The organism is Alteromonas halophila (assembly GCF_014651815.1).
GTDB lineage: Bacteria > Pseudomonadota > Gammaproteobacteria > Enterobacterales > Alteromonadaceae > Alteromonas > Alteromonas halophila.
In genome coordinates this window covers 89,997-103,661 of the sequence record NZ_BMXP01000002.1, presented here as the reverse complement: position 1 = coordinate 103,661, position 13,665 = coordinate 89,997, and the positions used below count along the sequence as shown (strand labels likewise).

General features: G+C 50.0%; 17 protein-coding genes. 1 reads left to right on the top strand and 16 read right to left on the bottom strand.

The window, feature by feature from the left end; all coding sequences use genetic code 11:
* Positions 1-105: 105 nt before the first annotated feature.
* The gene (locus tag IE054_RS04495) at positions 106-978 is read right to left on the bottom strand and encodes an SdiA-regulated/phytase-like domain-containing protein (protein ID WP_189403892.1); all 873 of its coding nucleotides are present in this window, start codon (positions 976-978) and stop codon (positions 106-108) included.
* A gap of 213 nt (positions 979-1,191) precedes the next feature.
* On the opposite strand from IE054_RS04495, the gene IE054_RS04490 reads away from it, so the two are divergent.
* Positions 1,192-2,997: a cation:proton antiporter gene (locus tag IE054_RS04490; protein WP_189403891.1), complete on the top strand. Its 1,806-nt coding sequence runs from the start codon at positions 1,192-1,194 to the stop codon at positions 2,995-2,997.
* 329 nt (positions 2,998-3,326) lie between these two features.
* Here IE054_RS04490 and IE054_RS04485 read toward each other — a convergent pair whose 3' ends face one another.
* From IE054_RS04485 to IE054_RS04415, 15 genes are all read right to left on the bottom strand, one after another.
* A complete protein-coding gene (locus tag IE054_RS04485) occupies positions 3,327-4,652 on the bottom strand; it encodes a 3-deoxy-D-manno-octulosonic acid transferase (RefSeq protein ID WP_189403890.1) in 1,326 nt (441 codons plus the stop codon).
* Between the two features lie 23 nt (positions 4,653-4,675).
* Positions 4,676-6,124, bottom strand: coding sequence for a capsule assembly Wzi family protein (locus tag IE054_RS04480; protein WP_189403889.1), 1,449 nt, complete (start codon positions 6,122-6,124; stop codon positions 4,676-4,678).
* Positions 6,125-6,361: 237 nt separating this feature from the next.
* The gene (gene rpsQ / locus IE054_RS04475) at positions 6,362-6,619 is read right to left on the bottom strand and encodes a 30S ribosomal protein S17 (protein ID WP_189403888.1); all 258 of its coding nucleotides are present in this window, start codon (positions 6,617-6,619) and stop codon (positions 6,362-6,364) included.
* Positions 6,619-6,810, bottom strand: coding sequence for a 50S ribosomal protein L29 (gene rpmC, locus IE054_RS04470; RefSeq protein ID WP_189403887.1), 192 nt, complete (start codon positions 6,808-6,810; stop codon positions 6,619-6,621). Before rpmC ends, rpsQ begins: the two co-directional genes overlap by 1 nt.
* A complete protein-coding gene (gene rplP, locus IE054_RS04465) occupies positions 6,810-7,223 on the bottom strand; it encodes a 50S ribosomal protein L16 (RefSeq protein WP_189403886.1) in 414 nt (137 codons plus the stop codon). Before rplP ends, rpmC begins: the two co-directional genes overlap by 1 nt.
* Positions 7,224-7,226: 3 nt before the next feature.
* The gene (gene rpsC, locus IE054_RS04460; protein ID WP_189403885.1) at positions 7,227-7,928 is read right to left on the bottom strand and encodes a 30S ribosomal protein S3; all 702 of its coding nucleotides are present in this window, start codon (positions 7,926-7,928) and stop codon (positions 7,227-7,229) included.
* 9 nt (positions 7,929-7,937) lie between these two features.
* Complete coding sequence (rplV, locus tag IE054_RS04455) at positions 7,938-8,270, bottom strand: 50S ribosomal protein L22 (RefSeq protein WP_189403884.1); 333 nt, start codon at positions 8,268-8,270, stop codon at positions 7,938-7,940.
* A gap of 11 nt (positions 8,271-8,281) precedes the next feature.
* On the bottom strand, positions 8,282-8,557 hold the full coding sequence (gene rpsS, locus IE054_RS04450; protein ID WP_189403883.1) for a 30S ribosomal protein S19: 276 nt from the start codon (positions 8,555-8,557) through the stop codon (positions 8,282-8,284).
* Between the two features lie 15 nt (positions 8,558-8,572).
* Positions 8,573-9,397, bottom strand: coding sequence for a 50S ribosomal protein L2 (gene rplB / locus IE054_RS04445; RefSeq protein WP_189403882.1), 825 nt, complete (start codon positions 9,395-9,397; stop codon positions 8,573-8,575).
* Between the two features lie 14 nt (positions 9,398-9,411).
* A complete protein-coding gene (gene rplW / locus IE054_RS04440) occupies positions 9,412-9,711 on the bottom strand; it encodes a 50S ribosomal protein L23 (RefSeq protein ID WP_189403881.1) in 300 nt (99 codons plus the stop codon).
* Positions 9,708-10,313, bottom strand: coding sequence for a 50S ribosomal protein L4 (gene rplD, locus IE054_RS04435; RefSeq protein ID WP_189403880.1), 606 nt, complete (start codon positions 10,311-10,313; stop codon positions 9,708-9,710). The genes rplW and rplD overlap by 4 nt, the downstream gene beginning before the upstream one ends.
* An 18-nt stretch (positions 10,314-10,331) precedes the next feature.
* The gene (gene rplC, locus IE054_RS04430; protein ID WP_189403879.1) at positions 10,332-10,970 is read right to left on the bottom strand and encodes a 50S ribosomal protein L3; all 639 of its coding nucleotides are present in this window, start codon (positions 10,968-10,970) and stop codon (positions 10,332-10,334) included.
* Between the two features lie 18 nt (positions 10,971-10,988).
* Positions 10,989-11,300 (bottom strand): 30S ribosomal protein S10, encoded by a 312-nt coding sequence (rpsJ, locus tag IE054_RS04425; protein WP_008845776.1) that lies wholly within the window; start codon positions 11,298-11,300, stop codon positions 10,989-10,991.
* A gap of 1,038 nt (positions 11,301-12,338) precedes the next feature.
* Positions 12,339-12,764 carry an organic hydroperoxide resistance protein gene (locus IE054_RS04420; RefSeq protein WP_189403878.1) on the bottom strand — a complete coding sequence of 142 codons (426 nt, stop codon included), beginning with the start codon at positions 12,762-12,764 and terminating at the stop codon, positions 12,339-12,341.
* A 264-nt stretch (positions 12,765-13,028) separates the two neighbouring features.
* On the bottom strand, positions 13,029-13,490 hold the full coding sequence (locus tag IE054_RS04415) for a MarR family winged helix-turn-helix transcriptional regulator (RefSeq protein ID WP_189403877.1): 462 nt from the start codon (positions 13,488-13,490) through the stop codon (positions 13,029-13,031).
* Between the last annotated feature and the right edge of the window lie 175 nt (positions 13,491-13,665).

The window sequence follows — 13,665 nt, the reverse complement described above, 5'->3', positions numbered from 1 at the left end:
CGTTGCTTCAACGGCCATTGCCGTTATCGACGTTTGCAGTATAGGTTAATGTTTAATCGCTTTACGTATTAAGACTGATGCGTATGGATAGTATTAGCCGGGCACTTAGCGTTCGTTTTGAAGCCGAAACTGCGCCAGTACCGCCTGACTGCCACTGCCTGCTTCCTGTGAAATCCAGTAGTCGCCATTAGCGCTAACGCATATGCCCTCTACCTGTTTGAAATCAGTCAGTGGCCATGTATCCAGTACCCGTAAATTGCGGTCAAGGCGCGAAATAAACGCATCAAAGTTACCAAAAGGATCGCTGAGATAGCCAATCAGTACAAATTGGTGTCGTCCGCTATCCCAGTCTGCACCGGTGATCACACCCGGTAGCCCTTGAATCGTCTTTTGTGGGCGTAATGCGGTCAGATCATCATCAAGGGTAAAGCGATAAACATTGGCAATCTGCGTGGCCCAGCTTTTGGAGAATAAATACACCGTATTTTGGACAGCTGTTATCGCTTCTGCATCGAAGTCATGCGCATAGGCCTGATTGGCCGACACCGGGTTGGCCTTATATGCCAGTGGCAGACGCCTTCGCGTTTCGCCGCTTTTACTGTTGATTGTGATAAGCGACAGATCGGTTCGGTTACCACGATTATTACCAATATCAGCAACAACCAGCGTATCACCGGTCAGCGTTATTGCTTCCCAGTCGTTATTAGGCGCAGCGACCCGCGTGGCAGACTGTATATTTCCCTGATAGTCGATGGTGTGGATTAGGGGCAGATTCCCTGAGTCATTGATAGTCAGAAGGCTGTCTTCCCGACAGTAAAGTCCTGACGTCTCAGCAAGGCCAGGCGGCAGCGTAACCTGGCTTACTTTCTTTAGTGTGACCGCAGGCGGGTAGTCAGGGGAGGCGCATGCAAGTAGCGTGATACACATCAGCACCACCTGGCTGATACTTGTAAACGTTTTCTGCCTTCCCTGCATCACACTGGTTCCTGGTAGAGTTAACCATGACATCGCACGGTAAAACCGTACGTGCAGCAATCTGTGCTTAAAGTTTACCCAGTATTGCATTAAATTAAAATTTGTTTCTCACAGATGTTTTTGATCCTATCTGTGGGTTTACTTGTTCAAAACATGATAATAACGGGGCTTGATGCCTCAGACTGATGGAAATCAAATACTAAGAAGGATATCACCTTGTCAGATCCACTGGTTTCGTTGGTAATGGTTGGCCTGCTGTCAATCAGTTGCCAGTATTTTGCGTACAAGGTCCGGCTGCCCGCCATTTTACCTTTGCTTATCGTTGGGATCCTTGTGGGCCCGGTAACCGGCGTACTGAATGCCGATGCGCTGTTTGGCGACCTGTTATTTCCGGTTGTATCGCTTTCTGTCGCCATTATCCTGTTCGAAGGCTCTCTGACACTCAAGTTCTCTGATATTGCCGGACATGGCAATATGGTTCGGAATCTCTGCACTATCGGGGTGGCCGTTACCTGGATTGTCGCGGCGGTGGCTGCACATTACACGCTTGGGCTGACCTGGCAGCTGTCATTTCTTTTCGGTGCCATTGTGACCGTCACCGGCCCTACGGTCATCGTACCCATGCTCCGTACCGTCAGGCCCAAGACCAATCTGGCGAATATTCTGCGCTGGGAAGGCATTATTATCGATCCTATCGGCGCATTGCTCGCGGTACTGGTGTTCGAGTTCATTATCGCATCTCAGGAAACGGCCATTACCCATACACTGATGACCTTTGGCAAAACTATTGGTATAGGAAGCTTTTTAGGGTTAGCGGGTGGTTACTTACTTGGTATTGCCCTGCGTAAAGATTTGATCCCTCATTATCTGCAAAATACCGCGGTACTGTGCATTATTCTGGGGATCTTCGCCGCATCTAATTATGTCGCTCATGAATCAGGCCTGCTGGCTGTGACCATCTGCGGCATTATGCTGGCGAATATGAAAAATGTGGATGTAGAAGACATCCTGGAATTTAAGGAAACACTGAGCGTACTGCTTATTTCCGGCTTGTTTATATTGCTGGCCACCCGCCTGAACCTGACCGAGGTCACTGATCTTGGCTGGGGTGTCGTAGTGGTACTTGCAGCCATTATGTTTATCGCCCGTCCCCTGGCAGTGCTGGTTTCTTCTGTCGGTGCTGGTCTCAATCTACGGGAAATCGCACTACTCTCGTGGGTTGCCCCACGCGGGATAGTTGCGGCTGCGATTTCAGCCCTGTTTTCACTCAAACTGGAAGAGATGGGTTACGAGGGTGCTAATATCATTGTGCCCATTGTGTTTCTGGTGATCATTGCAACGGTGGTGGTTCAGAGCCTGACAGCGCGTCCCGTAGCCAGCCTGCTCAAGGTACGCTCACCACCGCCCACCGGCTTTCTTATATTCGGTGGTGCCAAGTTCAACCGGCTAATGGCCGAAGAGATGCAAAATCAGGGGATCAACGTGTGCATTGCAGACACCAACTGGGATGCTATTCGCGAGGCCAGAATGATGGATATTCCGGTTTATTTCGGCAATCCTATGTCGGATCATGCGTCACGCCACCTTGAGATGAGTACTTTTGGCACGGTGCTGATCATGTCACCCTACAAACAGCTCAACCCCATGATTGCCTATCATTTTGAGTACACCATGGGCAAAGACAAGGTGTGGGCACTGACCAGTAACGAACAGTCTACCCGACCAAGTCATCAGGTCAGTGACCACTATGCGAAAAAACTCACCTTATTTGATGAGGGTGTGACATACGGTGTACTCGCCTCATCGGCGGCACGCGGAGGCATCGTAAAAACCACTCGCTTAAGTGAAGAGTTTGATTTTGGAGACTATCTTGAGAAATATGGTGTTCGGGTCACGCCGCTGATTGCCCTTGATGCAGAAGATCATATTTATACCTTCATCAATGGCCGCGATCTGTTGCCTGAGCCTGGCTGGCGGGTGATTAGTCTTATCGATCCGGAGAAAAAGAGCAGCGAAGCGTAAAATGCACCCTGCCTTTACTGGCAGGGTGCCTCTCCCTGGAAAACGTGTAAGCAAGTGCAATGTATTCACTGCGTTTGTATTGTTGTTTTACTTGCAGTACAACGTCACCACTATGTTAGCAAAGCACTTGCCAACATTTATTTATTTTTTATATTCAGTGACTTATGGATATAAACGGGTATAAAGCTCTAACTGGTTGAACCAGTTATGTGCAAATCGCCGTTTTTCCTGCACCAGCGCAGGGTTCACTTTTTAATCAGCGACACTGATTATCAAACCTGCCCATAAAGACTGCCAGCAATACTACGTAGATACATCTGTGTGTGGGATTACTGGCTCTGCGCCCTGACCATGCTCAGCACGTCCAGCGTTTTCGACAGCGCGCCACGATTAGCCTCCAGTACCGCCCGGCCTGCTTCGCCGGCTAACCGGGCGGCGTCCGGGTTGCGTAGCCAGTCACCGCATTGTGCCGTCACCTGCTTTGCATCTTCAGCCAGATATAACGCGCCCTGCTGCGCGAGGTACTCACAGATAACCGGGTTATTGTAAGTATTCGGCCCCATAATCACCGGCACACTTACCGCTGCAGGCTCCAGGGCATTGTGCCCGCCGCGATCGGCAAGTGAGCCGCCGACAAACGCGATAGTTGCCACCTGATAGGCCTGATTCAGTCTGCCCATTTCATCCACTAATACCAGGTTACAAGACGCATCGATGTGGCTGTTCGCTGAGGTTGATATGAAAGGCAGGCTGCGCTGCTCAATAAGACGCTGTACAACCGCAAAGCGCTCTGGGTGACGCGGTACAAGCACAAGCAACAGATTAGGGTGGTCAGGCAGCAGCGCTTCCAGCATATCCAGTAACGCGTCTTCTTCTGGTTCGTGGGTGCTGCCACCGATGATGACTGGTCTGTCACCACGTGCCAGATTTAAAAACCCGGCGTGATTATCGTTGGTCAGTGCAGCAACCTGATCAAATTTAATATTATTGGTGAGGGTCAGGTTGTGCGCAGGCAGCCCCAGCGACAGGTAGTTTCGGTGATCCCGCTCGCCCTGCGCGCACACATGGGTCAGCTTGTGTAGCATGGGCGTAAACAGTGCCGGAATTTTACGGTAACTGCGCGCAGACTTATCGGTCATCCGCGCGTTAATCACAACAACTGGGCGCGACTGTGCCCAGCAGGCATGGATAAGGTTTGGCCATAACTCAACTTCGGTGATCACCACGGCCTTAGGGCTTTGCCGTTTCAACCAACTGCCAATAAGTAAGGGGAAGTCATAAGGAAGGTAGCAGTGACTAACGGAATCGCCGAAAATAGCCCGGACCCGCTCTGCGCCCGTCGCCGTCGTGGTGCTGATGGTGATGGGCGGCGCGTTTGGCCGCGCTTGCAGGGCTTTTATCACTACCGAAGCAGCCACCACCTCACCGACAGACACACAATGAAAAAGATAGCCGCCTTCCTGCGGCACATCGGCGCTGGTCATGCCGAGACGCTGACGTAACCGTGCATACGCCGCCTGACTCCGAAAGCGGCTAACGAGCAGCCGAATCAGCATAACCGGCCATACCAGCAGTACCAGCAGCAGCGAATACGCATGTCTGGCGACAGACTGACTAAGTGTTGGCGTATACGAAGCAGGGCTAACGGATTTCATTTACAGACCGTGGCAAATTAGGGCTACCACTGGTAGCTAAGAGCCAGCCGCGACTGACTGTCACCAAAGGTGTCACGCTGCAAAAACAGCGTCACGCCCAGTATGCCGTCACCGATAACTTCACTGTAGGTGGTTTTCAGCTGATAGCCGGTTTCATAGTCACGTTGCGTATTCTCATCATTGCGTATCACTGACACCCGGGTATCAACAAAGCGTGAACTGGAGATTTCCCAGTGTGCACTGAGAGTGTGTACAGCGCCGCCTGGCGCGCGACGCTCGTCGCCGCGCAGTTCCGCTGCCCAGTGCCCCATGATCACACCGTCATTCACGTAGCCGTCACGGTAAATATGATGCACGTACCAAAGGTGTGACCAATGGTTGTATTCAAAGCGTAGCGCCAGATTATCTGTCACATATGGCGCAAACACGCCTAAGCCCGCCGTAATGTTCCCCAGCTTGTAATTCTTCTCGCCTTCGGTGTCTTCACCGCCATACTCACCGTAGAACTCCAGGGGCATCCCCCAGTTCGCGTGATAACGCGCAGTCACCGACGCCTGCTGATTACCAAATTCATAATTCGGATCGCCGCTGCGATCTTCAATGTTGTCTTTCCCGGCAGGATTAAACAGTGCTTCGAAAAAGTCGGAAAAACCTGCATCGCGGGCACCACCACCAAATTGCAGGGTGCGGTTAACGCCGAACGTCCAGTTTTCCAGCGGTGAAAAGCTTAAGTGCAGACCTGCATGGCGCGGTCGACCTGGATACACCTCATCGCCCAGGCGGATCTCATCCACCTCAGCAAGCTCGCTGTAAAAGAGTTCGTAGCGAATATCCCAGCCGGTAATTGGCTGTACATTACTTAAAGTGACAGACGGCGCTGCTTCAGCGTGTGTGCTCATCAGCATGGCAGCATGTTTGAAGGGCGAATACCAGTGTTCACGATAGCCAATATCAAGCTGCGCGTACTCAAAGCCCATGCCGACAAACGAACCTGTATGCCGCCACTTATCCGTGTCGTTATAGACACCGCCGGCTGAGAACAACAAATAATCGGAGGGTTGATAATAGCCCGCCAGCGCCACTTCGTAATTGGTATCCATGGATTTGCCATGGGCGTTAGGTAAGTTGCCTTTCGCATCACTGGTGGCAGCCACTTCGGCACCGGCGTGGGTGATCCCCAGGGGAGTCTGATAACGCTTAAGATACGAAGTCACACGCTTATACAGAGTTGGATAGGTTGTTTTTATCTGGGCAACGCGTGCCTGAATATCGGCCACTTTGTACGGCTTTATCAGTGCATTGCCGTTTGTCAGCGCAATGACCCTGTCGATTTCTGCCTCAGCCCGCACCGACTGATTTAGCGGCAGATAGTTTGAAACCCCTGACGCCTTACTGCTAAGCGTCATAAACGAACCAGCAAGCAGGACAGCCATCCACAATACAGAGACTCCCTGACGCATGCCTGAATGCATAAACTTATCCTTATACGCATTACCGGTTTTGCCGGAAATGCTTAATCAACGGATTACTGAAGATGAAAGCGTCAGCGCAGTTCGCACTGGCTATTCGGTAAAGGCGCTAAGATACACCGCCTTGGGGGATTTTTCATCCTTAACACGATAATCGGCTTTAACCTGCTGCCGATCAGACAGGAAGAAACAAAAAAGCCACTCCGAAGAGTGGCTTTTTCTAAAAGAAAGAAGGAGTAATTAAACGCCTGCTTTCTCTACAACGTCTACCAGCATCCAAGATTTGTTCTTAGACAGAGGACGACACTCACGCAGAGTGACAGTATCGCCTTGGTTGGCTACGTTTTCTTCGTCGTGGGCGTGAAGTTTAGTCGAACGCTTCATGAACTTCCCATAGATTGGGTGCTTAACGAATCGTTCAACCACAACAGTAATGGTTTTATCCATTTTGTTGCTAACCACACGACCTTGTACTGTACGAATTTTTTGTTCAGTCATTACGCATCAGCCTTTTGAGTCAGAATGGTTTTAACACGCGCGATGTTACGACGCACTTTTTTCAACTGGTCGGTTTTTTCAAGCTGACCTGTTGTGTGCTGCATGCGCAGGTTGAACTGTTCGCGAAGCAGCTCAAGCAGCTCGCCGTTCAGCTCTTCTACGCTTTTGTCTTTCAGTTCTGCCGCTTTCATTACATCACCGTCCGAGTTACAAAGGTTGTTTTAAATGGCAGCTTAGCGGCTGCCAGTTCAAACGCCTCGCGTGCCAGGTCTTCAGGAACACCTTCCATCTCGTACAAGACACGACCTGGTTGAATCTGGCATACCCAGTATTCAACGTTACCTTTACCCTTACCTTGACGAACCTCTAGAGGCTTCTCGGTAATTGGCTTATCAGGGAATACCCGGATCCAGATTTTACCCTGACGCTTAACGTGACGAGTCATAGCACGACGCGCGGCTTCGATTTGGCGTGCAGTCATACGACCACGGCCAGTTGCTTTAAGGCCATAGGTACCGAAGCTTACTTTGCTACCTGCAACAGCAAGACCACGGTTACGACCTTTATGCATTTTACGAAATTTCATGCGTTTTGGTTGTAACATGATTTAGCCCTCTCGCTTAGCGCTGCGGCCTTTCTTCTTAGGCTTCTCAGGAGTTGGCTCCTGATTTGTAGGCAGTCCGCCCAGAATCTCGCCTTTGAAGATCCATACTTTCACGCCGATGATACCGTAGGTAGTTGACGCTTCAGATGTCGCATAATCGATATCTGCACGGAATGTGTGCAGCGGTACGCGACCTTCACGGTACCATTCAGTACGTGCAATCTCTGCACCGCCCAAACGGCCGCTAACTTCAACTTTGATACCTTTAGCACCAAGACGCATTGCGTTTTGTACCGCGCGCTTCATGGCACGACGGAACATTACACGACGCTCAAGCTGGCTAGAGATGCTGTCCGCAACCAGTTGGCCATCCAGCTCTGGTTTACGTACTTCAGCAATGTTGATCTGAGCAGGCACGCCGGCCAGCTTAGACACATAGTTACGCAGCTTTTCTACGTCTTCACCTTTCTTACCGATAACCACACCTGGACGAGCTGTGTGAATAGTCACACGGATGCTCTTCGCAGGACGCTCGATTACGATACGAGAAAGCGACGCATTTTTAAGTTGTTTCGTCAGATACTGACGTACCTGATGATCGTTATACAGATTATCTGCATAGTCTGCGGTATTGGCGAACCAGGTAGAAGTCCATGGTTTGCTGATACCCAGGCGTATGCCCGTAGGATGTACCTTCTGTCCCATTATCTACTCCTAGTTATCCGCTACAACCACAGTGATGTGACTGCTACGCTTAAAGATACGATCTGCACGTCCTTTGGCACGTGGCTTGATACGTTTCATTGTTGGGCCTTCATCAACGAAAACTTTGGCGACGCGTAGTTCGTCGATGTCCGCGCCTTCGTTGTGTTCAGCGTTTGCAATCGCAGATTCTAAAACTTTCTTGATCAGCGCTGCGCTCTTTTTCGGGCTGTACGCTAAAAGCTCCAGGGCTTTTTCTACGTGCATTCCGCGAACCTGATCCGCAACCAAGCGTGCTTTTTGAGCCGACGTGCGGGCAAAACGGTGTTTAGCTAATGCTTCCATCTTCCTACCCCTTAACGTTTGCTTTTCTTATCCGCGATATGACCGCGGTAAGTACGCGTTGGCGCGAATTCGCCCAACTTATGGCCGACCATTTCTTCGTTGACCAGAACTGGAACGTGCTGTCGACCGTTATGGACCGCAATGGTCAACCCAATCATATCTGGGATGATCATGGAACGGCGAGACCAGGTTTTAATTGGTTTACGCTCGTTCTTTTCCACTGCAGCCTCTACCTTCTTCAGCAAGTGAAGGTCAATAAAAGGACCTTTCTTGAGAGAACGTGGCATGGTGAATCCTCGCTTTTACTTGTTACGACGACGTACGATAAGTTTATCAGTACGCTTGTTGCTTCGGGTCTTCTTACCTTTAGTAGGAGTACCCCAAGGTGAAACTGGGTGACGGCCACCAGATGTACGTCCTTCACCACCACCGTGTGGGTGGTCGATTGGGTTCATGGCAACACCACGAACAGTAGGACGAACACCGCGCCAGCGAGTTGCACCCGCTTTACCCAGTGAACGCAGCATATGTTCTGCATTACCTACTTCACCAATAGTGGCGCGGCAATCAGACAATACTTTACGCATTTCGCCAGAACGCATACGCAGCGTAACGTAGTTACCGTCACGTGCCAGGATCTGAACGTAAGCACCAGCAGAACGTGCAAGTTGTGCACCTTTGCCAGGCTTCATTTCTACAGCGTGTACAACGGTACCAACCGGGATGTTGCGCAGCGGCAGGGTGTTACCTGCTTTAATTGGTGATTGAGTACCAGACTGTACTGTATCACCCGCTTTCATTCCCTTAGGCGCCAGGATGTAACGACGCTCACCGTCTGCATACAGTACCAGAGCAATGTTTGCAGAGCGGTTTGGATCATATTCTAAACGCTCAACTTTGGCAGGAATGCCGTCTTTGTTGCGTTTAAAGTCAATTACACGGTAGTGATGCTTGTGACCACCGCCAATGTGACGTGTTGTAATACGACCATTGTTGTTACGACCACCAGACTTGCTGTTTTTTTCCAACAGTGGTGCATACGGCGCGCCTTTGTGCAGGTCATGATTTACAACCTTAACGACGTGACGACGACCGGCAGAAGTTGGCTTAGCTTTCATTAATGGCATTTCTAATCCCCTTCTTACTCAGCGCCACCGACAAAGTCGATGTCCTGACCTTCTTTAAGAACCACGTAGGCCTTCTTCCAGTCGCTGCGTTTACCGAATGACATGCCGTGACGCTTGGTTTTACCCTTCACGTTCACAGTACGAACACCTTCAACTTCAACTTCGAACAGCTTCTCAACTGCCGCTTTGATTTCAGCTTTGTTCGCGTCTTTCGCTACTTTGAATACAACCGTGTTGCTAACTTCAGCAGCCATTGTAGACTTTTCTGAAACGTGTGGTGCTTTAAGCACCTTCAGTAGACGTTCTTCCTTCATGCTAACGCCTCCTCAAGTTGTTTCACTGCATCGGCAGTGATAAGCACTTTTTCAAATGCAATCAGGCTGACCGGGTCAACGCCTGCAACATCACGTACGTCAACCTTGTACAGGTTGCGTGAAGACAAGAACAGGTTCTCATCAACTTCAGGTGTTACAACCAGAACGTCTTTCAGTTCCAGATCATTCAGCTTTGAAACGAGCTCTTTAGTCTTAGGTGTGTCTACACCAAACTTCTCAACCACAACCAGACGGTCCTGGCGAATCAGTTCAGACAAGATGCTCTTGATCGCACCGCGATACATTTTCTTGTTAACTTTTTGCTCGAAGTCACGAGGCTTGGCTGCGAATGCACGGCCACCACCAACCCAGATTGGGCTGCGGATTGTACCGGCACGGGCACGACCAGTACCCTTCTGACGCCATGGCTTCTTACCGCCACCACGAACTTCCGCGCGAGTTTTCTGCGCTTTTGTACCCTGACGAGCACCTGCACCGTAAGCTACAACGACCTGGTGTACCAGGGCTTCGTTGAATTCACGTCCAAAGGTGGCTTCGGATACTTCAAGAGCGCTGTTCGCGTCTTTCAATGTTAATTCCATCAGTTCACTCCCCAGACGTTACGCTTTAACAGCTGGCTTAACGATTACGTCGCCGCCTGTTGCGCCAGGTACGGCACCTTTAACCAGGATCAGGTTGTTTTCTACGTCAACACGTACAACTTCCAAAGACTGTGTGGTGATTTGCTTGTTACCAAGCTGACCAGCCATTTTCTTGCCTTTGAAGACTTTACCTGGTGATTGGTTCTGACCAATTGAACCAGGTGCACGGTGTGACAGAGAGTTACCGTGAGTCATACGCTGTGAACTGAAGTTCCAACGTTTGATTGCTCCGGCAAAACCTTTACCTTTAGATGTGCCAGTCACATCAATTTTCTTAGTGTCGTTGAAGATTTCTACAGTGATTTCACTGCCTACTTCAAAATCGGCACCTTCGTTGTCTTCCAGGCGGAATTCAACAAGACCACGGCCCGCTTCAACGCCAGCTTTAGCAAAGTGACCTGCTTCAGCTTTGTTCACGCGGTTCGCTTTCTTGGTTCCAGCAGTAACCTGAAGAGCGCGATAACCGTCTGTGTCCTCAGTGCGTAACTGAGTGATACGGTTTGGGGTCGCTTCGATAACAGTCACAGGGATAGACTGACCATCTTCAGTGAAGATGCGAGTCATACCCACTTTACGACCGACTAGACCAATCGCCATTGTTATAACCCTCTCTTGTTAGCCCAGGCTGATTTGAACATCAACGCCGGCAGCCAAGTCCAAACGCATCAACGCGTCAACTGTTTTGTCAGTTGGTTCGATGATGTCTACCAAACGCTTGTGAGTGCGGATTTCGTATTGATCACGCGCGTCCTTGTTGACGTGCGGAGAAACCAGAACTGTGTAGCGTTCTTTGCGAGTAGGCAGAGGAATTGGACCGCTGACCTGAGCACCAGTGCGTTTCGCCGTTTCAACGATTTCAGCCGTAGACTGATCGATCAACTTGTGATCAAACGCTTTCAAACGAATGCGAATTCTTTGATTTGGCATCGATTAAGCTCCAATCGAAAGAACAAAAAAATTCACCTTTTCTCTCCCATCATTTGCCGGGAAGAAAAGATGTGCGTAAACCGATGGTTCCCAATCGGAACCCTGTTCTTCTTCTAGCACGCCAGTAACAGTTGTCCGTCACGTTGGCAACCACCCTAAAAGCAGTGAGGTCGCGGCTAAAATTTGTTGCCCGTAATGGGCAGTGGGCGCGAATTATACAGATGCCAGAGGGTAACGCAAGGGGAAAGTGTGATTATTGGGCAATTAATTCGGCATCTGCGGGCGTGAGTATTGATTACTGTAATTATTCCTCGCGTTGCCTCATGCAACACACATTTTTTGTAGGCGGAACGACTGGGCATCGGGTGATTTAAGTCACGTGCACATCACCGGTGTCATGCGTAAATCAGATCTTGCGTGCAGTACCCACTATGAGTGTATTTCGTTATGCTTGATAAACCAATAATTTATTGGTGGTTCAATGTTATTAAGGATAGTTGATTATGGATAATCTTTCAGAAACAGAGATACAGGTGGTTAGTGGTGCAATATCAAATGACACAGCATAGGGTGCATCGCTTGGTAGCGCGGGCGGTTTCCTCGCCATGGGCATTGCTGCTGCATCAATGCTTACGCCGATTGGATTGGGCGTAATGCTTGGCGCATCTATATTTAGCTCGGGCATGGCCATTTACTATGCGTCTGAATAAAACTGCCTCGCAAGACATGATGTTTTAATCTGCAATGTCTACTGGAGACAACTGTGATGAATGTTTACCTCCAACTGGCAGGCACGTCTGTCGGGCTTAGTGCACTTGCATGTACGCTGTGTATTGCCCTGGATGCGGTGCCACGTTCCGGGCTTTTGCTGGTTTTCTTACTAATGGTAGCTATTCAGATTGTACATACCAGAATCAATGCACAAGAGTGCATTAAGACTTAGAAAGCCCACTGAGTATTTGTTCGATCTGATACGCATAGCTTGGGGGACCATTAATAATGACTCCCCCCTTTAATTTGTATTATGCGGCTTAGTGGCTAGTTATTAATTGTCGTAGACGCGTCAATGTTTCCGCGCGTTGCATTTGAATAGGGGCATACCTGGTGCGCGGCATCCACCAGCTCTTTAGCGGATTGCTCATCCATACCGGGCAGTGAAACTGTCATATCAACACTGATAGCGAAGCCCTCGCCGCGGGTGTTTTCACCAATACCGACATCTGCGGTCACATTTAAATCATCGGGCAGGCTTAGCTTTTTCTGGCCGGCGACAAATTGCATTGCACCGATAAAGCAGGCTGAGTAACCCGCTGCGAACAACTGCTCGGGGTTGGTGCCATCGCCGCCGTTTCCGCCCATCTCTTTGGGTACGCTTAACCCAACGTCCAGCTTGTCATCAGAAGAAACGGCGCGCCCGTCGCGTCCGCCCGTTGCTGTCGCGGTTGCGGTATAAATTGCTTTCATGATTCACCTCGTTGTTTGTTTATGCACATCGTTTTCAATATGCATGACCACATAGTTATCGCAATAACTATTATTGCGATTTAATTGGTCTTTTCAACCGTTACTGTGGCAATACATCCTAATCACACAGTCATGCCTCCCAGTAAATAAGCAAAGCACGTTAAATAAACTTAGCGCTAATACGGTGGGTGTCCACTTTTTAACTTTTTAACTTTTCAGGTGTTGTGTGGCGATAAGAATAGTGGTTGTCTTGCGCGGTTGGTTCTATCTGTCTGGCGGAGTGTTATCACTCTCTGACCCTGTTATCCGGGCGCGCAGGTGATCAAGGGAATGTTTCAGGTCGCGCAGCTTGTCGCCCGGCAAGCCACAGGCTTCAAAGACACACTGATTTACCTTTAGCCCCTGCTCCCGCAGTGCGCGGCCATTATCTGTTAACCGAATAGTGAGCGCGCGATCATCATCAACGCCGCGCGCGCGGACAAGCAAGCCTTGCGACTCCATGCGTTTAATCACAGGTGCCAGCGCGCCCGGCTTCTGGCCAAGTTGCTCACAAATGGCCTTCAGGCTGAGTGCGTCCTGCTCCCACAGGATCAGCATGATTGTATACTGTGTGTAAGTCAGGCCAAGCTGCTTAAGGTGGGGTTTATAAAGCTGTGTCATGGCCAGGGAAGTGGCGTAAAGCGAAAAGCAGAGCTGATTATCCAGTAACAGCCTATCTGATGACATAACCCAGTACTCCCTATGCTCAGCACAATATCACCACGAAGTTTACCAGCCCGGCTCCCATAAGCAATCAGCAGACGCGCTCTCTACACCTGAGAGGAGCGCGTTATAAGGTTGGCCACTGCCTGCAAAGCCGGGCTTGCGACTATACAATTCATGAGCCGCCCAGTGGCAACAG

Bases quoted from the DNA above. Each gene is read 5' to 3' on its own strand.
- IE054_RS04485 (WP_189403890.1), bottom strand. From the start codon at position 4,652: ATGAAATCCGTTAGCCCTGCTTCGTATACGCCAACACTTAGTCAGTCT.
- IE054_RS04480 (WP_189403889.1), bottom strand. From the start codon at position 6,124: ATGCATTCAGGCATGCGTCAGGGAGTCTCTGTATTGTGGATGGCTGTC.
- rpsQ (WP_189403888.1), bottom strand. From the start codon at position 6,619: ATGACTGAACAAAAAATTCGTACAGTACAAGGTCGTGTGGTTAGCAAC.
- rpmC (WP_189403887.1), bottom strand. From the start codon at position 6,810: ATGAAAGCGGCAGAACTGAAAGACAAAAGCGTAGAAGAGCTGAACGGC.
- rplP (WP_189403886.1), bottom strand. From the start codon at position 7,223: ATGTTACAACCAAAACGCATGAAATTTCGTAAAATGCATAAAGGTCGT.
- rpsC (WP_189403885.1), bottom strand. From the start codon at position 7,928: ATGGGACAGAAGGTACATCCTACGGGCATACGCCTGGGTATCAGCAAA.
- rplV (WP_189403884.1), bottom strand. From the start codon at position 8,270: ATGGAAGCATTAGCTAAACACCGTTTTGCCCGCACGTCGGCTCAAAAA.
- rpsS (WP_189403883.1), bottom strand. From the start codon at position 8,557: ATGCCACGTTCTCTCAAGAAAGGTCCTTTTATTGACCTTCACTTGCTG.
- rplB (WP_189403882.1), bottom strand. From the start codon at position 9,397: ATGCCATTAATGAAAGCTAAGCCAACTTCTGCCGGTCGTCGTCACGTC.
- rplW (WP_189403881.1), bottom strand. From the start codon at position 9,711: ATGAAGGAAGAACGTCTACTGAAGGTGCTTAAAGCACCACACGTTTCA.
- rplD (WP_189403880.1), bottom strand. From the start codon at position 10,313: ATGGAATTAACATTGAAAGACGCGAACAGCGCTCTTGAAGTATCCGAA.
- rplC (WP_189403879.1), bottom strand. From the start codon at position 10,970: ATGGCGATTGGTCTAGTCGGTCGTAAAGTGGGTATGACTCGCATCTTC.
- rpsJ (WP_008845776.1), bottom strand. From the start codon at position 11,300: ATGCCAAATCAAAGAATTCGCATTCGTTTGAAAGCGTTTGATCACAAG.
- IE054_RS04420 (WP_189403878.1), bottom strand. From the start codon at position 12,764: ATGAAAGCAATTTATACCGCAACCGCGACAGCAACGGGCGGACGCGAC.
- IE054_RS04415 (WP_189403877.1), bottom strand. From the start codon at position 13,490: ATGTCATCAGATAGGCTGTTACTGGATAATCAGCTCTGCTTTTCGCTT.